Here is a 23977-nt window from a genome sequence, read left to right as displayed (position 1 = left end):
TTTTTAAAAGATACTTTAACCGAATTTTAACAAATAAAAGCCTGTTTATTAACATATAAAGGAATAATTTTGCATATGATGAATACTAAAATCATTTTTTTATCGTTTATAATTGCTTTTCTCACATCAAATTCCCTGTTTGCTCAGGAAAATTACAGAACATTGGTGTATGAGGGCAATCAGAAATTCAACGGTAAAAATTATGATGGAGCATCTTCTAAATACATGGAGGCTATAAAATCCAATGATAAAGATTTTACGGCCCATTATAATTTAGGCAATGCGTTGTATAAAAGTAAAAAATATGAAGAGGCAAGGGTTGAATTTGAAAAAGCACAAAAGCTCTCTCAAACCCTGCCGGATAAAGCAGCGGCTCTTTATAATTTAGGGAACACTTATATGCAGACAAACCAGCCGGATAAGGCAGCAGAATTGTATAAGCAATCCTTAAAACAGGACCCCTATAACGAAGCTACTCGAAAAAATTATGAAATTGCGAAGTTGAAGGAAAAAGAAAGCCAGGAAAAGAAGAATCAACAGAATAAATCTGGAAAAGGCGGTGGCGGCAAAGACCAACAACAAAATGATGATCAGAAAGGTAATCCAAAAGATCAAAAGCAAGACCAAGGTAAAGGCCAGCAAAATCAGGGAGAAAGCCAGCAGGGAAATAACCCTGACCAGAAGAAGAATAATGAAGGCAAAATGCCCAAAAATCTTGAAAACGCAATATTAAATAAAGTAAGCGAAAAAGAAAAAGAAACCGCCAGAAGAATTTTAAATAAAGATTCTTATTCGATGCCCGAAAGCAACGAGAAAGATTGGTGATGCAACATAAACTGATTTACATAATACTTCTATTGACTTCCGTAATTTCTTACGGACAGGTTAATATTTCCGTAACTCCTGATAAAACGGATTATAGCAGCAAGGATATTGTAAATCTCACCATCGTTCTTGAATTGAACGGGAGTGAATATAACCAGCAGACTCCACTGCGTTTACCCGACTTATCCAAATTCAATATGGTTGGGAGCGGATCTGTTAGCAGTGGCTATATGGATCCCGAAACCAATACGGTTATTACACAATACGTGACCCGGGTAGCTTTGGAGCCTAAACAAAAAGGGAAAGTAAAAATCGGTTCCGTACTGGTTACCATCAACAATAAAATCTATAAAACCGAACCGTTCGATATTTTTGTAAGGGATGTGGAGAAAAAGTCCGTAGCCAGCGCTTCAAATGATGTATATCTTAATATGGAAATTGAAGACAGGGAAGTATATCAGGATCAGCCCACCATTGCTGTATTAAAGGTTTATTCCAGAAATATTGATAATTTCAGAAGGGTAAAAAATATTCGTCTTCCCAACCAGGGAAACATCAATGTTCACGCAATTAATTTCAACAGATCTGAAATTGATCCTTCTGACTATGGAAATATGGCTTCACAGGTTTTAGCCATGTTTATGATATTCCCTAATGAAGCAGGATATGTGGAAGTTCCTTCTGTTTCAGCCTCATTAAGCAGCTATGCCAATAAAAATAAAATACTTTCCAATAAAGTAAAACTTAATGTAAAAAGATTGCCTGAAGGCTCACCGGAATGCTTTAAAAATGCAGTAGGAAACTTTAACGTGAGTGTTTTTAATGCGACTAAAGAAAAAGTTGAAGTTAAAAAACCGTTGAATGTGACCATAAAGGTTTCAGGAGAAGGGAATTTAACGGATATGAGTTTACCTACGATTGCGGAATCTCCGGACTATGAAGTTTTTAAGCCTAAGATTACAACTAAGGTAGTTCCCGGATTAGCAGGGATTAAAGGTGAAATTCTGGCAAATTATGTTGTTATTCCTAAGAAAGCAGGACCCATCTCAATTAAAACGGAACAGTTTGCATTCTTTAATCCGACAAGTAAAGAATATGTAGACCTGGGACAGGAAACATTATCGGTAAACGCTTTCTCCCATGACCAGATCATGGAAGCCCGATCTACGGTTGAAAGAGTAAATGAGTACACAAACAGTCTTTTAGAAACGGTAAATACACCAGTTCTTAAGACGACAACGTTTAAAGTTAAAGAAAAGAATAAGTTTCACTGGAATATTCTTTTAACGAACATTGCTATTCTTCTTACTTTGTTTGTTCTATATCTGTTATTCAAGACTTGGCAAAAAAAGCGTAAATTGATTAAAGAAACTGTAGCTGTAAAACCTCTGGGATCTGTAGCGGAAACAGAAAAGGAGATACGACAAAGGCTTAAAACTGATGTTAATGATTATTTCAGTTATCTGGAAAATCTTAAAGACAGTGAGGATTACCAGAAATTCTTTCAGACGGTTGATGAACTGGATGCAGAAGTAAGGAAAGAGTATTTCCAGGGCTCTTCAAAAGATTTTGTGAGTTTCCTTGAAAGCTATAAAGGGGTGGCTGTTGCTGAAGAATACAGAACTTTATCACAAAAGATCCAGATAGAAAAGTTCTCTCCTGTGAAATCATCAGAAGGAATGGATGAGCTGTTGATCGCTATTGTTAATTTGTATTCAAAGATTAGCAAATAGTTATTTATTTTTCATATTTTTGCGAAATTATTAAATACGAAAGATGGAAATTTTTGATCAGTTTTCTTTGAAAGAAGTTCTAACCTGTTTTATGGTTCTTTTTGCTGTTATTGATATTATCGGGTCGGTTCCTATTGTTGTAAGTCTTCAACAGAAATTCGGACAGATTGAAGCGGGAAGGGCATCAATTACAGCAGGGATTATCATGATGGTTTTTTTATTTGTAGGAAATAAAATCCTCAAATTCATTGGAGTGGATGTTAATTCCTTTGCCATTGCCGGGGCATTTGTCATTTTCATTATTGCTATAGAAATGATCTTGGGAATTGAAATCAATAAAACAACGGAGGCCAAGTCAGCATCTATTGTTCCTATCGCTTTTCCTCTTGTTGCAGGAGCAGGAACATTAACGACGACTTTATCCTTGAGAGCTGAATTTCATGATATTAATATTATCTGTGGAATAATTCTCAATACAATTTTCGTATATTTGGTGCTGAAATCAGCTAAGTGGCTGGAGAAGAAAATGGGAGAAGCTACATTAGCTGTTCTACAGAAAGTTTTCGGTATTATCCTTTTAGCTATTTCAATTAAATTATTTACCGCTAACTTTGCCCAATTGGTGCAAAACTATTTTAATTTTTAAGAATTATGCAGAAGTTTTATAAAGTATTTTTAATACTATTTATCGTTTTCATCGCAATTAATCTTTACGCGTTGGACTGGCAGTCAGAAGTTTTATCTGAAGATAACCTAAAGTTTGTTTTTTCAATTGCTTCCGCGGTGATCGGTCTCATTTTACTTTTCGTATTGAATACCTGGAGTAAGATAGGAGTAAAGAAATAATCTTTTTTAAATAAATATAAAAACCACTTTCAATAAAATTCGAAAGTGGTTTTTTATTTCCTATATTTTATGGATTGTGCTGAAGCCTATTTTTCCTGATTTACTAAAGTAAATATGGGCTTTAAAATTAAAGGTGAATACTGTATTGCATAACCAGCTAATAATACGATCATTAGAAATACAATAGCTTTTGTAATTTTATTACTTCTTTTTAACATCATTTTGTTTTTTTGTTTTATTAGTCACATCAGATCTCAGGATAATAGCAAAGCCTTATCTTAAGTACATATGTTAGTTCAATCAGTTATGGATATAGTTTGAACTACATTTTTTGAATTTCAGTAAAATTTGCGAAAGTGAGGAAGGATATTAATGAAATAAGAGCATCAGGGATCTTCCTCCTATGATAATAGATAGATTTTTTCATTCATTTGTTTTATGCAAAATTACAAAAAAATAAATGAATCGTATTTTATTTGTTGATTATCAAATGTTTATATTGTTGTTTGTAGATGTTTTATTAGGAAAATTTCCAATAAATCATATAATTGAATATTAGTTTTTAATTTAACCTAGCAATTACACAATAATTTATTTAATTTTCAAAAACTTTTGATCTCTTAGTAAGCGATTACTTAATGTATTCGTTTTTAACCCTTGATCAACATAGGATTTATGGGTAGGTCCTAAAGAAAAGTATCTGGTAGTAGCCTTCAGGATAGGGTGGCTTTCGTCTTGGTTTTATACGAACTGTTGTTCTTGTTATAAGCAACAACAAAGAGCGCCATATTCTTATTTGTGTGAAGGTTCGGATTTAAGAAATCATCAGATTTTTTAAAACAGCTTCAGATTTTAATTCTGTTTCCTGCCATTCTTTTTCAGGATTGCTTTGTGCCGTAATTCCACCCCCTACAAATAAATGTACTGAGTTACTATAAAGTTTTGCACATCTTAAATTCACAAAATACTGTATGGTTTCTTCAGTCTCGATTTTGATATACCCGGCATAAAATTCACGGGGGAATTTTTCATATTCTTCGATCTTTTCCCTGCAGAAGTCTTTAGGGATTCCACAAACGGCAGGAGTAGGATGCAGCTCTTTAATGATATGGTCTACATCTTCAGGTTTGATCTTTGCTTTAAAATCCGTTCTGAGATGTTTAATATTTCCTGAAATATGATCATATGTTGCAGATCTTTCTATATGACCCAATATGGCATACTTCTCAAAAATATCCTGAATATAGTTTGAAACCGGTTTTTGTTCCTCAATTTCTTTTTCGGACCAGGTTTCAGACACCGGTAGTGTGCCTGCCAGACTCATCGTTTCAAAAGTATGGGTAGTTTTATCAAACTTTCCTAATACCTCTGAAAAAGCTCCCATCCAGGAATTATCTCCATTCACAAAAACATATCTGAAAGCATTGGGATAAGCATTGCATAGATTTTTAAAACTTTCTTTTACATTGATTTCAGAAAAGTTTTTAATAATTTTTCTTCTCGAAAGAACAATTTTTGGGAGATTGTTTTCTCTGATTACTTTAATGACTTTGTCCAGTTTATCCAGATACTCATCTTTAGTTTCGCCGGTATAACCATCGGGATCGCGGGGTAAAGAAAATTCTGTGATTGTACGATTATGAAAATCTTCTGCTTTGACTTCGATGATATCACCTTTGAAACGGAGATGGCCTGAGTTATGAAATGGATAAACGGTTACTGAATTCTTTAAAGATTCTTTATTGGTGGTATATAGCTTTTCGTTGAAAGGAAATTTGAAGTAAATCATGAGTCTGCTGCTTTTAGAAAAATGCCTAGGAAAAATAAAAATGTTAAGCTGCTTTTCCGTTATGCAAAGGTATTGTTAGTCTTAGAAACGTCAAAATCAATTGGATTGTTTTTTGAAATTCTTGCGCTATATCATAAAAAAGACTCAAATATACTTGAGCCTTTGTATTTTTATTAGTAATGAAATTACCGGTTGATGATGTTATTGGTCATTGTGGTGTGGTTGATGAGTTGTCCTTTTTCGTCACGGATCTCAATTTCAGAAACATGCATTGTTTTTCCTTTTCTTATGAAACGTGCCGTGCCGGTAATAATTCCATCTTTTTTGCTTCTTAAGTGGTTGGAGTTGATGTTGGTACCGACACCATAGTATTTCTCACCATCGATAAAAATATTGGACAGGCTTGAACCCAACGTTTCCGCTAATACACAACTTGCTCCGCCGTGGAGAATTCCAAATGGCTGATGTACTCTGGGTAAAACCGGCATTGTTGCCGTAAGGACTTCGTTTTCCTGATCAATATCGATAAATTTTATTTCAAGTGCTTTTGCTAAGGTTTCTTCACCCCAGTTGTTAAGAAAGTTCAATAACTCCTCTTTGGTCATATCTTTCATATAGCGGTAATTATTTTATGATTGTGCTCCATTTTCTGTTCCCATGATATTGGGATTCCAGTTGGCAGGAACTTTCGGGACAATATCATTTTTTATATAATAATTCTGGATCTCATCCATAATTTCTGAAAAAGGAGCCGAAGCAATTCTTTCATAAGGGATCGTATATCCGAGATAAATAATCTTCCTTTTAAAATCCCCGGCAGCCAGAACAATAGGAACTTTTGCAGCTAAAGCCATATGGTAAAAACCTTTTCTCCATTTCGGAACCCAACTTCTGGTTCCCTCGGGAGTAATAACCAAACTGAAATCTTCCTTTGCAAATTGCTTGGCAACAAAATTAACAAGATCATTTTTCTGACTTCTGTCGATACCAATTCCTCCCAGACCTTTCACGATTCCGCCATACCATCCTTTGGTATGAGCATCTTTAATGATTATCTTCAATGGCTTTTCCAAAGACCAATAAGCAAAATTCCCTAAAATGTATTCCATGTTATGGGTATGAGGTGCTACTACAAGAATACACCTGTTAAGGCTGTTGACGTCGCCCTGAAGCACGACTTTCCAACCCATCAGTTTCAACATTATTTTGCCGATTAGTTTTTTCATAGATTTCGTATTAAAACAGAAAAAGTATAACCAAAAGGTTATACTTTACAAATATATTGAAATATTATCGCTCTTAAAATAAACCGCTGATTAAATCTACGATTTTCATTATAATTTCTAATGCTACTTGTACCATGGTTGAGGTTTTTTTAATTGATTTGGTTATGAATTAAATAACTATACGAAGGTATGACAATTTTTTAACATAAAGAACTAATAAATAATATTTTTTGTCACTTTTGAGAGAAGAAGAGTGTGAATTTCAAACTGTTGTCTTCCATTCACACCTTCTGCCACTCTCTGCAGTTTATTATTTGGTTTTTATGGAAATTTCGTCTTTTCCATCCTTGATCTGGATGTCTACTTTACCTTTTTTCTTGATGTCAGACTTTACGGAATCCATTATCTTTTCTGCTTTAGAGTTTGGAACTTTTTTTCCGTTGATAATGATGCTATCCTTATCATTGGAGTTGTACTCTATAGTAGAACCATTAACGGAGATCTTATTTTTCTCGATTCTGATATTTGCCTGATCATCATCAGAATTTTCATCATCGTCATCTATTCCGTCACCGTTCAGGTCCCCGTCGAAATTAATTCCGTCTTTTTTGATTGGAAGTACCACTACATTCTGTGGAACTACAAGCTCATATTCTATACTGTAATCTCTGAAACGATGTTCATATGGATATTTGATGTAATTAGGAAGTATCACCTTGTTATTTACAACTTCTACAGGAACACTTACGTTTAACGGGATATTATATCCTCTTGCTTCTTTTTTAATGATTAAGTAAGGGGTTTTTATATCGGCTTTTCTTGTTACGTCAACATGGATCCAGTTCTTTTTGAAAACGTTTACTTTATCTGAGTAAAGGTCATCGTCATATCCAAGGAAGTTTTGTGGAATAACAATTTGTTTAAGGTCTACATAAACACTATCTGATGTTGTATTGATAGATACCTCTTCGGTGTCTTCTTTGTGGCCTTTTAGAAACATGTCTTTTCTTGCCATACTCACTCCAAAATAAGTAGATAATGCGATCAATCCAAGGAATAATGCTCCCAAAACCCAACCCGTATTTCTTAATTTTGTTTTAGGCGAAATTAATTTGATACTTAATAAGGCAAATAACAGGGCAGGAATTAAACTTCCTAAAATGATCATGGCCATAATGGTATACTTCATTCCGTCATTGTCGAAATAGAAATTCATTTCGTTAATAGGAGGGAAATCATTAGTTCCCATAAATCCGAAGACTACAAATACTCCGATCAGACAAGAAAAAGAGATCAGTGCGAAGATTCCTCCAAGAACATATCTCACTACGTTCCATATCCCGCTTCCTGCATTATTAATGTAAGGTTTGTTTTCGATGTATATTTCTCCGACTCTCTGAGTAGATTCGTTGGCAAATTGTACCAGCTTATTCGATTCATTTTTAAGATTGTCGAAGTTCATAGGCTTTCCCTTCATTTTCAAAAAATCTGCAGCAGTTTCTGCTTTGGGAAGTACGATCCACAGAATAATATAAAGTAATGCAATAAGTGAAGAGGATATAGCAGCTGTAAATATTCCCAGGATAAATACTCCAAGCCAGATTGCTCTCATGGCAGTAATATCCATTCCTACATAATGGGCCAGACCTGCACACACACCGGCGATCTTTTGTCTTTCAGGATCACGGAATAATTGTCTTTTGTCTGAATATTCTGCGCCTGAGTGGCTTGTTCTTTTAGAGTTTTTCTCTGAATAATATGCTTCTTCCTGTTCTTCGATTTTTTCCGGTGTTCCGATTTGTGCAATTACTCCTTCTACATCAGTATCGTTGATAACTTCTCTTTTTCCTAATGAATCTCTGAAGATTTCAACCATTCTTATTTCTATGTCATGCATTACCTCATCTGCTTCTGAAGCATCCAGAGAGCTTCTTAGTGCATTAAGGTAATCGCTTAGCTTTATGTATGCGTGTTCCTCTATTGTAAAAGAAAAACCTGCGAGTCCTATTGAGAGTGTCTTGTTCATAGCTTTGTTTTTTAATTTTTTTGAGTGATTTGGTTTACTGAATCTGTTAATTCGTTCCAGGTATTGAGAAGTTCACCTAAAAACAACTTTCCTTTTTCTGTAATCTGGTAGTATTTTCTCGGTGGGCCTCCTGTTGATTCTTCCCATCTGTAAGAGAGAAACTCACCATTTTTTAATCTTGTTAAAAGAGGGTAGAGTGTGCCTTCTACTACATCCAGTTTTCCTTTTTTTAGTTCATCTATAAGGTCGGAAACATACATTTCACGATGATTGATAAGACTTAAAATACAGAATTCCAGAATCCCTTTTCGCATTTGCGCTTTGGTATTTTCAGTATTCATCTTAATAAGGTTTTAATTAGTTATATTTAGAATCCGGTTCCTAGCTAGTTGAACCTATTCTTATTTTACATTACAAAGATATGTAATTAAAATGGTATTATGCAATACAAAGTAGTGAAATTTTTATTTACTTTTATTTAATTAACTGATTTTCAATTAAATAAATTTTATCTATTTTTTTAAGAAAACTAAAATCAATTAAAATAGAAGATAAATGATGGTCATTCTTAACGCTATTCTTATTTTTGTTATGGAAATTTTCAGTCATCTGTATACTGAGCAAAAAAGTTAATTTTGAATAGTTCTGTAATCTTGATCATCTTTATTATTTTAGGATCTTTTTGCTCCGGTCAGCAGCATTTTGAAATTAAAGATGGATCCTTATTGTATAATGCGGAGATCACTGTTCAGGATTGTGATGCTGATAAATGTAGTGGAAATGGTACAATTATACTGAAAGATAAAAGGACCTCGCGGACTTTACAGGAGTTCACTTCTGATGATCTTTATTTTTACCTTGGTAAGGATCAACAACCTAGTGTTAATGTTATTCAGCTTTATGATGAACAGAGCCCGCTGATATTTAAAGATTTTAACTTTGACGGTTTTGAAGATATTGCTATCCGAAATGGTAATGAAAGCAGCTATGGTGGTCCTTCCTATGACGTATATGTCTATAATACGACAAGAAAGCAATTCGTGATCAGTGAGGAATTAACTGATCTTGCCCGCGAAAATCTGGGAATGTTTCAGACAGATCCAAAAAGGAAAAGACTCATAACATTTTCTAAATCCGGTTGTTGCTGGCATTTAACCACAGAATACAGAGTGCTGCCCGGAAAAGGACTTGATAAGGTCTTTGAACTGGAAGAAGATGCCATGAATGATGAATCTGTAAAAGTAACCCGACGCGAAAAGATTAAAAATAAATGGATCATAAAAACAAAGAGATATCCAATCAAAGAATATTATAAAGAATAGGAAACATGAAAATACAAAAGGAAATTGATTTTATTCTTGCTGTAGATGCATTAAAAAATGTACAGAGAAGGAATTATAATGCCGATGATTCAAGAAGAGAAAATACTGCTGAACACTCATGGCAGATCATTATTTTAGCACAGGTACTTTTCCCCTATGCTAAAAACAGGGCTGATATCGATCTGTTAAGGGTGATACGGATTCTTTCTATCCACGATCTGGTAGAAATAGAAGCTGGAGATACATTTTTATTTGACGAAAAAGCCATGGTGGGCAAATTTGAAAGAGAAAAATTGTCTGCCCAGAAAATTTTCGGGATTCTTGATGAACCTTTGCGTTCGGAATTCTTTAATTTGTGGCTGGAATTTGAAGAAGAACAGACCCCTGATGCTATTTTTGCCTGTGCAATAGACAGGATCATGCCGTTTATCCTGAATTCGCATACTTCAGGAAAAAGCTGGACAGAAGCTAAGGTAACAGAAAGCCAGATCAGGAATATGCTGGAAAATGCCATCAGCCGGGCTTCTGATGAAATGGGAGAAGCATTCCAGTTTTTACTTAGTAAAAGTTTAGAAACAGAAAAAGTTTTAAGATAAATAAAACGCAAGCCGAAGGCTTGCGTTTTTTTCTGATTATAGTATCTGTACAGGCTTTTTAAATTCGTCTATAGCTACGAAAGTGAAATCTCCAACAATAGCTCTTTCTCTTTCATACGAATACATCTGTTCTGTATAAATTTCTACGTTTACCTTCATACTGGTAGTCCCGACATGGGAAACTGTTCCTATCAATTCTACAATAGTTCCTGCAGGAATAGGCTTTTTAAAATCAATTTTGTCGCTGCTTACAGTTACCACTCGTTTTCTTGCAAAGCGGGTAGCGGTAATAAATGCCACTTCATCCATCAATTGCATCGCTGTACCACCAAAAAGGGTATCGTAATGATTGGTTGTGTTGGGGAAAACCGCTTTAAAGATTCTGGTTTCAGATGCTTGAATTCTTTCTTCTGTAGTCATATTTCATTATTAAATTAAAGCGGGATGAAATTATTGAAATAAACAGAATAATCTAGGAATTAGTATATTCCTGAAAACATCCATCAGATCAATAAACTTCAGGCCGCGAAAGTTTCTTGTTCAAAGAAAAGGCAGGTCTCCTGACTTGTAACATCTTTAATCCCTTCCCATGCATGGCACAGTGGATCCTACATTTTGTTACTTACAGTTGCGCGACAGCTCGTGATTTTCACACGATTCCCTTTTAATCTGCGTTAGGCAGAACCCATTCCTGTGATGAATAAGTGGTAAGACTTTTTCAGGTGCAAAAATAAGGATAATACAGAGAAGTAAGGTGAATTATTCCGGATTTTTAAAAATAATCTGATGAGCCACCCGGCCCTGTTTGATTGTCCAGAGTGTGGTATACCTGTTTTCACCTGATCCGTTCACCATATAAAGGAAAATATTATCATTATCAATAGCAGCTACACTGATGTTATTGAAATCCATAGTAGGCTGGAACATATTTTTGATGGCTTCTCTCACAAAGACAGAGCCACGCCCCACCTGCTGTACCCGGATCGATTTGATTTCGGTCATCCCTTCCGGAAGTTCTTTGCTTATTCCCCAGGGTTTAACTTTATCAATGGTTAATATCGTTCCATCCGTATCTTTTTCCTGTTTACGGTAGCTGGCATTAGAAGGATAAATATCGATGATTACTTTACTCCTTTGAGCGGTAGGTATTTTGGGGTTGTTATTATCTGTGAAAATGAGGGATCTTCCGTTTTTGGATTTGGAAGGTGTGTATTGAGGCAACTGATCAATAAAGGCTACACGGTCTTTATTCACCATACCTTCCTTATCAAGATTTTCATATCTCACAAAAGGCTTTTCAGTATCCTGCTTATCGGGATATTTGATCCATAGCCATTCTGTTTCTCCGGGAGCCGGTTTTACATAAAGAAAAACATCCCCTTTACGCATTCTGATTTTGTCTACAATTTTTCTGTAATTATCCTTTGCCACCCGTACATTGGCATAGCCTTCTTCTGCTTTTACAACTCCAAAAGGAATTTTTTGCTGCCCTTTTAGGAAGGCTAATGAAAATAAACTGAAGGCAGATAAATAGAATGCTTTGTTTACGGAAATCATCATGAAAAATTTTTGATACTTCAAATATATAAATTAAAAGCATTTCGGAACATAATTATAGCTTCCTAAATCTTCTTTATTTGCTAAAGAAAGTTTTACAAAAGGAATTTATTCTGTTAGGTTGGAGGAGGATAGAAATTCGGTAAGGCGAAATTTTTTGGGAAGAAGGAAGAGTAAAGAGTAAAGAGTAAAGAATAAGAGAGTGCTAAAAGCACTCTCATTTATTATTAAATCAATTTTTAAATTCTTTCAAGCTCATCGGCATCAATGGTTGTTTTAAAGGTTCCATAATTGACAATCACTTTATTTCTTGAAATTTTTTCAATCGTGCCGACACTGGTACTTCCTGTAATACGCACCCGTTGTCCCACTTTCATCCAGATCTCACGATCGGTTTTGCGTTTTTCCTCTATTTTTTCGTTGGTTTCTGCGATTTTTTCAATAACCTCTTCTTTTTTCAGCTGCTGGGTGATCTTTCTTTTTACAATCTGAAGACGTTTGGTTTCATCTTTATCAGCACCTATTTTTCTGAATTTTTCCTGTTCTAAAATCTTCACGAAATCTTTTACCACATCCTTCCTGGATTTTCCCTTAACGTAGCTTTCGATAAAAGATTCGATTTTGTTCCCGAACTGAAGCTTCCGATGTTCTTCTTCATACAGCTTTTGAAAATTGAATAATTTTTGCTGAAGTTGTTCATTCAGCTTTTGAAGGTTATCCCGTTTATCTTCTACCGATTCCTTTCTTTCAGCCAGATCTGTTTTAAGCTTTTCAACTTCAAATTTTTCCTGCTGTAGCTTAACAATGGTTTTATCAAGGTTTACAATATCGTGTTCTACCTTTTTCTTTGCAGAATGGATAATGAATCTGGGAATTTTATTCTTTTCGGCAACTTCAAAAGTAAAGGAACTTCCTGCCTGGCCTACCTCCAGTTTGTACATCGGTTCCAGAGTTTCTTCATTGAATAGCATCGCCGCATTTTCAGCATTAGGGAGTTGTTCTATCACCAGTTTGATATTGGTATAGTGTGTGGTGATAATCGCGAAACTTTTTTTGTCGTAGAAAAATTCAAGGAAACTTTCTGCCAGGGCACCTCCCAGTTCCGGATCGGAACCTGTTCCAAACTCATCAATTAACAGGAGCGTATTGGCGTCTGATTCCCTGATGATTCCGGACATTTTCTTTAATCTCGAAGAATATGTCGAAAGATGGTTTTCTATAGACTGATTGTCTCCAATATCAGTCATGATTTTGTCAAAGAAAAACATTTCGGATTTCGGGTGAGTGGGAACGAGGATTCCACTTTGGATCATCAGCTGTAGTAATCCTACCGTTTTTAAGGTTATTGATTTTCCCCCTGCATTGGGACCGGAGATACAGATGATCCTGTTATGTTCCGTCAGACTCAATGTTTGTGGGTGGATCGTTTTGTTCTCTGCTTTATTCCTTAGCCATAACAATGGATGAAAAGCTTCTCTTAATCTCAGGGTTTTATGGCGGTTGATTTTAGGCAGTACTCCATGGATTAATTCTGCAAATTTGGCTTTTGCCCTCGTTAAATCAAGATCAAAAATGTATTTTTGATACCTCCAGAGCTGAGGTTGAAATTCGGCTAATTCAGCTGTAAGTTTCCTCAGGATCTTATCAATTTCTTTCTTTTCCTCCTCTTCAGCTTCCTTCAATTTAAAATAGTGGCTGACTACGCTGTCCGGCTGTATATAGGTAATGGATCCGGTTTTTGAAAGTCCCAAGACTCTTCCGGAAACCCTTTTTTTATACGCAGATTTTACTGCTAAAACTCTTTGGTCCTCTATAATACTCTCACGGATGTCATCCAGAAAATCACTTTGCCCATAATTGAACAAGGCCCGGTTGAAATTTTCCTGAATTGCTTTTTTGGCATGCTGAATTTCTGTCCGTAATGTTTTTAGAACGGGTGAAGCTTCGCTTTTTACCTCTCCAAAACGGTTGAAGACTTTATCAACCTTATCAATGATCTCTTTTTTAAATTCAAGAACTGAAACATTTTCCAGAAGATTGGGAAAAGTATCCGGCATGGTGGGAAAGAACTTTTGTAGCTTTCCGATTTGTTCCGTGAGTGTTTTTATCTTGATGAATGCGCTGTTTTCCAGTCGATAGTTCTCAATCAGCATTAATTTCAGTTCCGCTTCAATATCTTCATATTCATCAAATGGGATAGCATTTGAACTTTCAAAACTTGAAAGATATTCCGAAGTTTTTTTCAAAGAAAGCTCTGCTTCGTCGATTTCCATAGGACGAAGTTGAAGAATTTTTTCTCTCGTTTTCGGAGAATACGCAAAAGGAGAAATTTCCGCGAGCAATTGCGGAAATTCTAATTCGTCTAAATCTTCTTTATTTATATACACAATGCAAATTTAGTGAGAAATTGTGAATTTGATGAGATGATAATTTGAAAATGAGATATTTTGAAAATTTTATGGTCCTGATCTTTTTTAAATGAATGTTTTAGTACATTTGAAATATGAGAATAGAAACCAATCGTTTGATTTTAAGAAATATTGAAGAAACCGATGTTGAAGACATTCTTAGGATCCGTAGCAATGAAGAAATCAACAGATACATCTTGCGTAATTCACCAAAAACGAATTATGATGCACTGGATTTTATTTTAACGATAAAAAGAAATACCCAAAATAACGAAACTGTATATCTGGGTATTTCATATAAAGATCAACCCAACCTTATCGGAACGATATGTTTGTGGAATTTTTCTGAAGACAGAAAGATAGCAGAAGTAGGCTATGAGCTCTTGCCGGACTATCACAGACAGGGAATTATGTCTGAAGCATTGGATGCTGTTTTACATTTTGGTTTTAATGAATTAAATTTGCAGGAGATTATAGCTACTACCCATCAAGATAATAATAGTTCAAAAACCCTGCTTTTAAAATATAATTTTGTTTTAGAACAGGATAAAAAAGATGAAGATTTTCCTGAGGGAATTATTTTTAGCTTAAAGAAATAATTGACCTGTAGCGGAGTAATTAGCCAATAGGCATTTAATCAATAAATTAACCCATTTTCAAATTATTGAATTGAAACAATGACCTGGACAGAAGTTTTAGCACCTATAAAAAGTACTGAATATTTTAAAAACCTTTGGGAGAAGGTAAAACAAGAATATGCAACCACCAAAGTATTTCCCCCGAAAAATCAAATTTTCAGGGCACTGGAAATTACACCTTTTGATGATATTGAAGTGGTGATTATTGGCCAGGACCCTTATCATAATGATTACCAGGCTAACGGATTGTGCTTTTCTGTTTCAGAGCAGGTGGCGGCTCCACCTTCTCTAAAGAACATTTTTATTGAATTGAAAGATGACCTTGGAGTAGTAAGGACTTCTAAAGAGCTGGATGATTGGGGAAAACAGGGAGTACTGTTGCTAAATGCAACATTAACAGTACGTGCTCATTCTCCCAATTCCCATAAAGATTTGGGATGGGAAAAATTTACAGACTTTATCATTAAGGAGATTTCAGATAAAAAAGAAAATGTAGTCTTTGTGCTTTGGGGAGCTTTTGCACAAAAAAAAGCCGAACTTATTGATCCGGCCAAGCACTTTATTTTGAAATCGGCGCATCCTTCACCTTTTTCCGTATACAGGGGGTTTTTTGGAAGCAAGCCTTTCTCAAAAATTAATGAATATCTTATCTCAAAAGGGAAGAAACCTATTTCGTGGTAGTTTTTTCGCCTGTTTTTTTGATGGTAATTCCAATTTTGTATTTTCCCGGAAGTCCTTTTGTTCCTTCTTGTGCAGTCGGATAGGGGGTAACATCTTTTAATGAGATGGTATATCCATTAAATTCTGCAGATTGTACATAGTTTCTTCCCGGATTATCCATTGTGGCTAATGTTAACGTTACAGGTCTCGTTGTAGTCCCCATAACCAGTACATTGGCCACCGCGACACCTGCCCAAATGCAATTAACGCCTTCCGGACAACGGCTGTCTTCGGAAATATTGGTAAAAGTAACATTCATCTGATATTCTTTGAGGAATCTGTTTTCTCCCTCATTGAAGTAAATAATGTCTCCTTCCTTATTCATTGTTTTTTCTTTTGTGTTAGTTGCTGCGGATGGCTTAGACCCCTTTTGTGCATTACAATTGGTAAGCACAAGCATTCCTAAACTGAGTACAATGGTTTTGTATATCATGGTATTTCTTTTTTAAATATAATCAAGCATATTCAATATTACTACCAAAAACATTGCCACACCTACCACAAAACCGAATCCCGTACCGTATATGAATCCAATAAAGGCTCCTTTTGTGGATTTCAGGGCTTTATCCATGTCCTTACTGTCGTGAAGAAGTTCTCCAATAAATACTCCTGCAAACATACCGATCAGAAATCCTAAAGGGATGGGAATAAACATACCTGCAATAGTTCCGACTACTGAACCGATGCTTCCCCATTTTGTGCCGCCATATTTTTTATTGGTTCTGGCCGGGATCACATAATTTAGAACAGCAGAAGCTGCGGTAAGAATCCCGAAAACCCAGATATACAACATCGGTAGATCCGCATCTGTACCGAATTTGTAAATCAACAATCCGCAAAGGCTGAGTAGCAGTCCAGGCAGAACCGGGAGAAAGGTGCCCAGTATACCCAGGACAAGTAAAATAAGACAAAGAGTATTAATTAATGTAGTATCCATTCTTTAAAAATATAATGCAATATAAAAAAAGTGGCCTTAAAAAAGCCACCTTTTCATATAAGTTGAGAATTTTCTATAAGTTTAAGATTACATATTGCAGAATTACACCTGCGTTGCCAATGTTTCCTGAAGCATGATTATGGAAAGTGGTATAATAAATATACCCACTGGTTGAAGATCCCGAGCAAGGCCCTACTGTGGCCCCTAACGCTACCAAATAAGGAACCAGTACCTGAGGAACTGAAATACTGATCTGAATGTTGCCTGGTAAAGTAATACAAACCGTTACAAATGTTGAATTGGGAGCGTTTCCTATTGGAGTGGTAGGAATGCCTGTTGCAGTGAAATGATTGGTTCTGATCATCAGGGCATCATTTGATGAGGTTTCTTTAACCAACACTTCCCAGTAAGTAGGGTCGTAATTAATTATTTTTTGCCATGCCCCTAAATCATAGTTGATATTAAGTGTATTAAATCCTAAAGCCGTTGTAAGTCCCGCATTGTTTACCGTAGCATCCAGGGTACCTGTGCTTCCGATGTTTTTAGAACATAACTTGGTATCAGGAACAAACCCTCCGGTCATTGAACAGTTACTCGTATTGCTTGTCCCACCTACCAGATAGGAAACATCCCAATCCGAAGCATAGATACTCCCGCCATTAGCAACAAAAGTGGCTAGATTAGCATCAATTACAGTATAAAGTCCCGGATTTGAAGAGTAATTATTTCTTGAACCACAGTTGAGAAATATAATGTCATATTGTGCAATAGCAGTTAAGTTGGCAAGATCGGCATTAGTAATTTCGGTGGCATTATAGCCTAAAGTCTGAATGATATCCTCAATTTTATCATACGTTCCCTTTACATAAGCTATTTTTGCAACCTGATTGAGCTTGGTTTGGCTGACATCGAGATTTAAGGTTTCATGATCTTTTACAGTTGCTGAAATTTCCGTACGGAAATTACTACCATTACCCGTCTGAATATGGATAGTCCGATTTCCAGCCGGAGCATCCAATGTAAAGTTACCGTTGGCATCTGAAGTGGTATAATAAATTTTATACTGGTCGTCAAATGTAAAAACTGAAGCACCTCCAATAGGTTTAGTGCCATTTTGTGACATCACTTTACCGGTAAGTTTTCCTGTCTTTATAGCAGTTGGTCCAACGTTTTCGGAAGGTGTTGCAGAATCATCTCCTCCGGAGCAGTTGATAAACAGTGTGAATACACACAATAAAATAAATAAGTAGTGTTTTCTCATATCTGATTGATTTTTATGGGGTTAGTTTGAACCAAATTTAATAAATAATTAAATATAAAATAATATAATATGATAAATTTTGAGTATTATTTATTTTAAATAATGTTTTTTAATTAATTTTTTACCTATTTATTGATGTTTTAAGTAAATTAATAAAATTTTAAAATAATGATTTTAAAATTTTATTAAAAATGGAAATGAAATCCATTTTGGGATAAAAATTGATGGATAGGTTTTAATTAAAATGATCCTTAAATTTCATAAATTTGCGATAATGAAAGACGAGTTACAAGACACCAAAGACTTTTTACAGGATATAAGTGATCAGATCCATTATTTTGTAAGCGCAAATGTGCCCAATGACTTGGTACTTACCTGTCAGATTATCCTTAAATTTTTATTTTTGGCAGGATTTGTCTATGTAATAGATTTTATTTTTAAAATTCTTGTCAATACAATATTCAAATTCTTTTTTGATAAAGAAAAATATCCTGTTCTAAAATCAATCTATCAGTCAAGAATTACAAACTCAATAGTTCATCTAGGTGCATTGAATTTTGCTGAATATGCTCTTAAATCAGTCTTTTGGAGACATCCGAAAAGTTTTGAATTATTGGGGTTAATTGTTAGTGTAGCGATCATTTTTGTTATTGCCGGGATGTTATTCAGGGCATTAACAGCATTGAGGAATTATTTTGTTATCAAACAGGATTTTTATAAGATAATGGCTTTAAATGCTATTTCAGAATCGGTCAAGATATTTGGAATTTTTATTCTTACTGTAGTTGGTATTTGTGTGATTTTCGGAATCAAAGGAGGAACAATTTTGGGAAGTTTGGGGGCTATCACTGCTGTACTTGTACTTGTTTTCAGAGATACTATTTTAGGATTTGTAACAGGGCTTCATGTTGCCACTTCTAAAAACATGAAAGTGGGAGACTGGATTGGTATTCCCAAATACAATATCGAAGGTAATATAGCAGATATCAGTCTGTTAACGACCAAAATCACCAATTTTGATAAAACGGTTTCTACGATTCCTACTTACGATCTGTTAACTACCGAGATCAAAAATCTTCAGATCATGTCCGAATCGAATACCAGAAGGATAAAAAAATCAATTTATTTTAATATCAATTCTTTTAAGTTTTTAAACGATGAAGAAATCACTCGTCTAAAGGATATCAATCTCATCTCCGAATACCTGGAAGGAAAAAGTATAGAAATCAGAAAGGAAAAAGAATCATTGGCTCATAATGATAAAATTGTGAACGGACGACAACTGACCAATATTGGAGTCTTCAGGTATTACGCCCAGAAATATATAGAAAATGACCCGGATATTGATCAAAAAGGAGTGGTGATGGTTCGTCAGCTGGATATTACTCCGCATGGGCTGCCCTTGGAAATATACTGCTTTGCCAACGACTCCAAATGGGAGCGTTTTGAGCAAATCCAGGCAGATATTTTTGACCATCTGTTGGTTGCTTCAAAAGAATTTGACCTGCAGGTAATGCAGGTTGCAGTGAAAGTTTAATAAATAAGAGATTAGACCTTACATGTTGGATATTCAATGGATTTTATCTGACATATAGGATCTAAGCTCTAATATCTACTTATAAAAATGACAAAACTAAGTGTAAACATTAATAAAATTGCAACTTTAAGAAATGCAAGAGGAGGCGAATTGCCAAGTGTAACAGAAGCTGCAATTAAAATTCAGGAATTCGGAGGACAGGGGATTACCATCCATCCTCGACCTGATGAAAGACACATTACCAGAAAAGATGTTTATGATCTGAAACCTTTGGTAACTACGGAGTTCAATATTGAAGGGAATCCACACCGTGCCTTCATCGATATGGTCCTTGAAGTGAAACCCGAGCAGGTAACATTGGTTCCTGATGCAGATGATGCCATTACTTCTAATGCCGGCTGGGATACAAAAAAACACTTAGATTTTCTTACTGATGTTATTGCCGAATTTAAAAATGCAGGAATCCGTACTTCAATCTTTCTTGATCCTAATCCTGGATTAGTAGAATACGCTGCAAAAACCGGAACTGACAGGATAGAATTGTATACGGAAGCTTATGCAAAGGATTATGTCGCGAATAAAGAACAGGCAATAAAGCCATATCTTGAAACGGCTTTAGCTGCCGGCGAATTCGGCCTGGGAGTTAACGCGGGGCATGATCTTAGTCTTGATAATTTAAAATACTTTGCGGATACGATACCAAATTTGCTGGAAGTTTCCATAGGACATGCATTAGTTTCGGAAGCTTTGTATATGGGTATGGAAAATACGATTCAGGCTTATTTGAAGAGATTGGCTAAGTGGTAAGATTTCCTGTGTTTTGGGAATTAATAGAATATTCATCATTTCACATTGCAATTACCACCTAATATCTAATATAAAAATTATGGAAATTTTACATTCAAAAATATTTGGCGAGGATAAATCGTCTACTCCTTTATTGGTCTTTCACGGATTGTTCGGAATGCTTGACAACTGGGGAAGCTTTGGAAAAGATTTAGGGGAATATCTTCCTGTTCATTTACTGGACCTCAGAAATCATGGAAGAAGTTTTCATTCGGAGAGTATGTCACATGATGATCTGGCTGATGATATTGCGCATTATATGGATCATTACGGAATAGAGAAAGCTCATGTTCTGGGACATTCTTTAGGCGGAAAAGCAGTAATGCAATTTGCGATAAGGTATCCGGAAAAGGTAGAAAAGCTTATTGTAGTTGACATTTCTCCAAAAGCATATCCTCCGCACCATCAGGGAATTATTAAAGCATTGGAAACGGTGGATTTCAATAATGTAGGCTCGAGAAATGAGGTGGAAGCAGTTCTTAGTCAGTATATTCCTGAGAAATCGACCATTCAGTTTTTAACAAAGAACTTATATTGGGACGATAACAAAAAACTAAACTGGAGGTTTAACCTTAAGACTTTATCCGAAAAATATAATGAGTTTGTATCCAATGCAATAAAATTTGGAGTGTTTGAGGGTGAAACTTTATTTATTTCCGGGGAAAAATCCAATTATATTCTCCCACAGGATGAATTTGCCATTAAACAACAGTTTCCTAAGGCTAAAATTGTCGTTGTTAAAAATGCAGCTCATTGGGTACAGGCTGACAACCCTACAGAGTTTAGTCATGTAGTAAAGAATTTTTTGGGTTTGGATTGATTTGATTCTCTGTTTGTTGTATTGTTAAAATTTTCTTAAAAGAGTGATATATTTTTTTGCATAATGGAAATTTTGTACTTTAGATTTATCAAAAAAGTTAAAAATATTTACTTATGAAACCAAAAAAACTAAAAAAACCATTCTTTGCTTCTTTTTTGGAGAAGCAAATTCAAGAGCCTGAGAAAGTAACCGGAGGTGGGGAAATTATTACTTCACCTAATTCAGACAATATTACGATTCCTTCCAAGGATAATATCACTTCCGTTTTGGTTGACAATGTTACCACGGTAAGAAATGATAATGTAACCTTGAAATATCCTTCTGATAGTGATGAGGGTGGACCTTTAGATCATATAGAATTATAGATCAGATCCATTTGTATCAATCGATCATTTTTTAATAATTTCAACAAAATACTAAGTTAAACCAAATTAAAACATTATGAAAAACAAGAGTTCAAAGAAAAAACCATTTTTCGCAGCATTCCTTGAAAAACAACTGAAAGATCCTCAATCTGTAACAGGAGGTGGACCAGATATCACAATTCCTGAAAGAGATGTTGTTACTAAGCCAACTTTGGATATGGCTCATACATTGAAATATCCATCAGATGGAGATGATGATTCACCAACAGTGCCATTATAGTGAATTGTTTTAAAGAAAAATAAAACATAACAATCATAAGAAAGGAAACTTACACTCTAAGTTTCCTTTTTTAATAAAAAGCAAAAAATGATTCTTTGTATCACGCACTCCAATGACTTTTATACTATAGATATTTTCTTTGAATATCTTACTTCTAAAAATATTCCCTACTTCAGGTTAAATTCAGACCACCTGAATTACCTTCAGAAAATTAGTATTACTTACCATTCGTTTGAATTGACTGACGAGTTTGGAAATACGTTCCGTTCCAGCGATATCAAGGCAGTGTGGCATAGAAAAGGATGGCGTATCAGTATTCCTGAAGAGCTTGATGATGACTATGTGAAAATTTTCATCAATGAATATGGAAATCTTCGTTATAATCTCTACACGGCTCTTGAAGATGTTCCCTGGATCAATCCTTTTGAAGCTGAAAAGAAAACGGATGGAAACAAATTATATCAACTGAAAATTGCTAAAAAAAATAAATTAACGATACCGAAAACACTTTTCTCAAACGATGAAGAAGAGATTACAGCCTTCTTTCATACATATTGTAATGGGAAAGCTGTGGCAAAGCTGCATGGAGTTATTGCCAAATCTATGGGAGGTGAAAATATGCTATCCACAACGATTATAAGAGAAGATAATTTAGAATCACTGGCAGATATTGCGTATTGTCCTATGATTTTTCAGCCGTATATAGAAAAAGAATATGAACTAAGGATCATGTATGTTGATGGTGAGTTTTTTACGGGTAAAATTAATAATAGTGAACATGCCGATTGGCGTGTTAATCAAGGGAATTATATTTGGTCAGCTTACGAATTGCCGGAAGATATTAAGTCTTCTCTTACCTCAATGATGAAAGAAATGGGGCTCTACATGGGAGCGATCGATATGATCAAAGGAAGAGATGAAAATTACTATTTTCTTGAAGTTAATCCACAAGGAGAGTGGGGAATGTTACAAAAAGAACTTAACTTTCCCATTGCGGAAAGAATTGCCGATAACCTTATCAAAAGAATGAAAACCAATGAATAACAAAATTTTAATCATCACCCATACCGGGGACAATTTTTCAATACAAAAAGTAACGGAGTATATTATTAAAAATAACTTTGAGGTCATCCGCTTTGATGTCGATTTATATCCCTTACAAAATAAACTGTCGACTACTTTCCAAGATGGAAAATGGATCAGTATTCTCGAAACTCCGGATGCTAAACATCGTTTAGATGATATTGCTGCGGTGTGGTACAGAAGAGCTTACAATATGGGCGATGGGCTAAAGGAAGAGTTAGATGCCAAATTCTATGGTGCTGCGATGGGTGAAATACGAACAACCCTTTTTGGATTTTTAGAATCCATAGATGTGTATGCTCTGGGTAAGCCAAGTGTTTACAGAAGATTAGACAGTAAAGAGGAGCAGTTAAAAATTGCGGATAAGATAGGATTTAAAATTCCGGAAACCTGTATTACCAATAATCCTGAAGAAGCCAGAAATTTTATCCTGAAACATCAGAATGTTATCGGAAAGATGCAGTCGGGTTTTGCTATTTATGAAGATGGGGTGGAAAGTGTTGTATTTACCAACGTGATTAAAGAGGACAAGCTGGATGATCTGGATTCGCTGTTGTATTGCCCTATGCAATTCCAAAAGAAAATTGAAAAGAAAAGAGAGCTAAGAGTAACCGCAGTAGGGCAGGATGTATATGCGTTCGAAATTGATTCGCAACAGTTTGAAGATGCAAAAGTAGACTGGAGAAAGGATGGTGTAAACCTGATCGATAAATGGGTAAGAACAGATCTTCCCAAAGATATTGAAGCTAAAGTTTTAGAGCTTCTGGATGTATATAATGTTGATTATGGAGCAATGGATATCATTGTTTCTCCTGAAGATGAATATTATTTTATTGAAATTAATGGTGCCGGAGAATTTTTCTGGCTGGATAATCTTACGGAAGAAAATCTTATTTCGAAGAGCATTGCTGATCTTTTATGTGATAAAGCACCACGAAGAAATAATATGGTCTTAGCTTAGAATATGATTATTATATGTAACCACTATTTATTAATTTGTCATCACATGTTAATTCATTATATAAAAAACGGGCTTTAGCCCGTTTTTATCATTTTAATCAAACACTTGGCTTTAACCAAAACCTGAAAAAGAGTATTTTTCAATGATCTTATTATGTTTGAGTGTAATTAAATAACAAACTAAAGTAAAATTGTCCTTTAA

Annotated in this window: 26 protein-coding genes and 1 riboswitch; of the genes, 15 read left to right on the top strand and 11 right to left on the bottom strand. The window is 35.1% G+C overall.

All coding sequences use genetic code 11. The annotated features are described in order from the left end of the window. Positions 1-75: 75 nt before the first annotated feature. From ACNFU2_RS08290 to ACNFU2_RS08275, 4 genes are read left to right on the top strand one after another with little or no spacing between them, the layout of a single operon-like run. Positions 76-825, top strand: a complete 750-nt coding sequence (locus tag ACNFU2_RS08290; protein ID WP_228456973.1) for a tetratricopeptide repeat protein — start codon at positions 76-78, stop codon at positions 823-825. Between the two features lie 32 nt (positions 826-857). Continuing rightward, complete coding sequence (locus tag ACNFU2_RS08285; RefSeq protein WP_418124624.1) at positions 858-2558, top strand: BatD family protein; 1701 nt, start codon at positions 858-860, stop codon at positions 2556-2558. Between the two features lie 43 nt (positions 2559-2601). Then, positions 2602-3204: a MarC family protein gene (locus tag ACNFU2_RS08280; RefSeq protein WP_172279537.1), complete on the top strand. Its 603-nt coding sequence runs from the start codon at positions 2602-2604 to the stop codon at positions 3202-3204. A gap of 5 nt (positions 3205-3209) precedes the next feature. Beyond that, positions 3210-3404 carry a hypothetical protein gene (locus ACNFU2_RS08275; RefSeq protein WP_172279535.1) on the top strand — a complete coding sequence of 65 codons (195 nt, stop codon included), beginning with the start codon at positions 3210-3212 and terminating at the stop codon, positions 3402-3404. 814 nt (positions 3405-4218) lie between these two features. Here ACNFU2_RS08275 and ACNFU2_RS08270 read toward each other — a convergent pair. The 5 genes from ACNFU2_RS08270 to ACNFU2_RS08250 form a co-directional block, all read right to left on the bottom strand. Then, the gene (locus tag ACNFU2_RS08270; RefSeq protein ID WP_306613779.1) at positions 4219-5193 is read right to left on the bottom strand and encodes a chorismate-binding protein; all 975 of its coding nucleotides are present in this window, start codon (positions 5191-5193) and stop codon (positions 4219-4221) included. Positions 5194-5378: 185 nt separating this feature from the next. Then, positions 5379-5807, bottom strand: coding sequence for a PaaI family thioesterase (locus tag ACNFU2_RS08265; protein ID WP_172279531.1), 429 nt, complete (start codon positions 5805-5807; stop codon positions 5379-5381). 15 nt (positions 5808-5822) lie between these two features. Then, positions 5823-6419, bottom strand: a complete 597-nt coding sequence (locus ACNFU2_RS08260) for a 1-acyl-sn-glycerol-3-phosphate acyltransferase (protein WP_306613777.1) — start codon at positions 6417-6419, stop codon at positions 5823-5825. A 310-nt stretch (positions 6420-6729) separates the two neighbouring features. Further along, complete coding sequence (locus ACNFU2_RS08255) at positions 6730-8445, bottom strand: PspC domain-containing protein (protein ID WP_273648644.1); 1716 nt, start codon at positions 8443-8445, stop codon at positions 6730-6732. Between the two features lie 11 nt (positions 8446-8456). Then, positions 8457-8786, bottom strand: a complete 330-nt coding sequence (locus tag ACNFU2_RS08250) for a PadR family transcriptional regulator (RefSeq protein ID WP_089027279.1) — start codon at positions 8784-8786, stop codon at positions 8457-8459. Positions 8787-9080: 294 nt separating this feature from the next. On the opposite strand from ACNFU2_RS08250, the gene ACNFU2_RS08245 reads away from it, so the two are divergent. Together ACNFU2_RS08245 and ACNFU2_RS08240 are read left to right on the top strand one after the other, a co-directional pair. After that, positions 9081-9767 (top strand): FG-GAP repeat protein, encoded by a 687-nt coding sequence (locus tag ACNFU2_RS08245; protein ID WP_273648642.1) that lies wholly within the window; start codon positions 9081-9083, stop codon positions 9765-9767. A gap of 5 nt (positions 9768-9772) precedes the next feature. Continuing rightward, positions 9773-10363: an HD domain-containing protein gene (locus tag ACNFU2_RS08240; RefSeq protein WP_418124620.1), complete on the top strand. Its 591-nt coding sequence runs from the start codon at positions 9773-9775 to the stop codon at positions 10361-10363. 36 nt (positions 10364-10399) lie between these two features. Here the strand turns inward: ACNFU2_RS08240 and ACNFU2_RS08235 are convergent, their stop codons facing one another. The 3 genes from ACNFU2_RS08235 to ACNFU2_RS08225 all read right to left on the bottom strand — a co-directional run bounded on the left by ACNFU2_RS08235 (position 10400) and on the right by ACNFU2_RS08225 (position 14307). Further along, complete coding sequence (locus ACNFU2_RS08235) at positions 10400-10783, bottom strand: acyl-CoA thioesterase (protein ID WP_089027276.1); 384 nt, start codon at positions 10781-10783, stop codon at positions 10400-10402. Positions 10784-10895: 112 nt separating this feature from the next. Continuing rightward, positions 10896-11067, bottom strand: a riboswitch (cobalamin riboswitch). Positions 11068-11122: 55 nt separating this feature from the next. Beyond that, positions 11123-11923 (bottom strand): hypothetical protein, encoded by an 801-nt coding sequence (locus tag ACNFU2_RS08230; RefSeq protein WP_273648638.1) that lies wholly within the window; start codon positions 11921-11923, stop codon positions 11123-11125. A gap of 236 nt (positions 11924-12159) precedes the next feature. After that, a complete protein-coding gene (locus ACNFU2_RS08225) occupies positions 12160-14307 on the bottom strand; it encodes an endonuclease MutS2 (protein WP_273648637.1) in 2148 nt (715 codons plus the stop codon). A gap of 116 nt (positions 14308-14423) precedes the next feature. Between ACNFU2_RS08225 and ACNFU2_RS08220 the strand changes: the two genes are divergently transcribed. Together ACNFU2_RS08220 and ACNFU2_RS08215 are read left to right on the top strand one after the other, a co-directional pair. After that, positions 14424-14927 carry a GNAT family N-acetyltransferase gene (locus ACNFU2_RS08220; RefSeq protein WP_273648635.1) on the top strand — a complete coding sequence of 168 codons (504 nt, stop codon included), beginning with the start codon at positions 14424-14426 and terminating at the stop codon, positions 14925-14927. A 78-nt stretch (positions 14928-15005) separates the two neighbouring features. Next, positions 15006-15647 (top strand): uracil-DNA glycosylase, encoded by a 642-nt coding sequence (locus ACNFU2_RS08215; RefSeq protein WP_172279513.1) that lies wholly within the window; start codon positions 15006-15008, stop codon positions 15645-15647. Here ACNFU2_RS08215 and ACNFU2_RS08210 read toward each other — a convergent pair. The 3 genes from ACNFU2_RS08210 to ACNFU2_RS08200 form a co-directional block, all read right to left on the bottom strand. Next, complete coding sequence (locus ACNFU2_RS08210) at positions 15634-16119, bottom strand: hypothetical protein (RefSeq protein ID WP_172279511.1); 486 nt, start codon at positions 16117-16119, stop codon at positions 15634-15636. The two genes, ACNFU2_RS08215 and ACNFU2_RS08210, sit on opposite strands and share 14 nt — an antisense overlap. Before the next feature lie 12 nt (positions 16120-16131). Then, the gene (locus tag ACNFU2_RS08205) at positions 16132-16623 is read right to left on the bottom strand and encodes a DUF456 domain-containing protein (RefSeq protein WP_273648634.1); all 492 of its coding nucleotides are present in this window, start codon (positions 16621-16623) and stop codon (positions 16132-16134) included. A 73-nt stretch (positions 16624-16696) separates the two neighbouring features. After that, positions 16697-17884: a carboxypeptidase-like regulatory domain-containing protein gene (locus ACNFU2_RS08200; protein WP_273648633.1), complete on the bottom strand. Its 1188-nt coding sequence runs from the start codon at positions 17882-17884 to the stop codon at positions 16697-16699. A gap of 274 nt (positions 17885-18158) precedes the next feature. Between ACNFU2_RS08200 and ACNFU2_RS08195 the strand changes: the two genes are divergently transcribed. The 7 genes from ACNFU2_RS08195 to ACNFU2_RS08165 all read left to right on the top strand — a co-directional run bounded on the left by ACNFU2_RS08195 (position 18159) and on the right by ACNFU2_RS08165 (position 23776). Continuing rightward, positions 18159-19421 carry a mechanosensitive ion channel family protein gene (locus tag ACNFU2_RS08195; protein ID WP_273648632.1) on the top strand — a complete coding sequence of 421 codons (1263 nt, stop codon included), beginning with the start codon at positions 18159-18161 and terminating at the stop codon, positions 19419-19421. 87 nt (positions 19422-19508) lie between these two features. Continuing rightward, complete coding sequence (locus ACNFU2_RS08190) at positions 19509-20228, top strand: pyridoxine 5'-phosphate synthase (RefSeq protein WP_172279506.1); 720 nt, start codon at positions 19509-19511, stop codon at positions 20226-20228. A 79-nt stretch (positions 20229-20307) separates the two neighbouring features. Then, positions 20308-21087, top strand: coding sequence for an alpha/beta fold hydrolase (locus tag ACNFU2_RS08185; RefSeq protein ID WP_273648631.1), 780 nt, complete (start codon positions 20308-20310; stop codon positions 21085-21087). Positions 21088-21200: 113 nt separating this feature from the next. Further along, positions 21201-21452, top strand: coding sequence for a microviridin/marinostatin family tricyclic proteinase inhibitor (locus ACNFU2_RS08180; RefSeq protein WP_306613767.1), 252 nt, complete (start codon positions 21201-21203; stop codon positions 21450-21452). A gap of 76 nt (positions 21453-21528) precedes the next feature. Further along, positions 21529-21732 carry a microviridin/marinostatin family tricyclic proteinase inhibitor gene (locus ACNFU2_RS08175; protein ID WP_273648630.1) on the top strand — a complete coding sequence of 68 codons (204 nt, stop codon included), beginning with the start codon at positions 21529-21531 and terminating at the stop codon, positions 21730-21732. A gap of 87 nt (positions 21733-21819) precedes the next feature. After that, positions 21820-22776: an MvdC/MvdD family ATP grasp protein gene (locus ACNFU2_RS08170; RefSeq protein ID WP_273648629.1), complete on the top strand. Its 957-nt coding sequence runs from the start codon at positions 21820-21822 to the stop codon at positions 22774-22776. Beyond that, positions 22769-23776, top strand: coding sequence for an MvdC/MvdD family ATP grasp protein (locus tag ACNFU2_RS08165; RefSeq protein WP_273648628.1), 1008 nt, complete (start codon positions 22769-22771; stop codon positions 23774-23776). Before ACNFU2_RS08170 ends, ACNFU2_RS08165 begins: the two co-directional genes overlap by 8 nt. The last annotated feature ends 201 nt before the right edge of the window (positions 23777-23977 follow it).

Source organism: Chryseobacterium sp. PTM-20240506, assembly GCF_048296755.1.
Classification (GTDB): Bacteria; Bacteroidota; Bacteroidia; order Flavobacteriales; family Weeksellaceae; genus Chryseobacterium; species Chryseobacterium proteolyticum.
The sequence above is the reverse complement of the archived record's forward strand: the minus strand, read 5'-3'. Positions and strand labels throughout refer to the sequence as shown.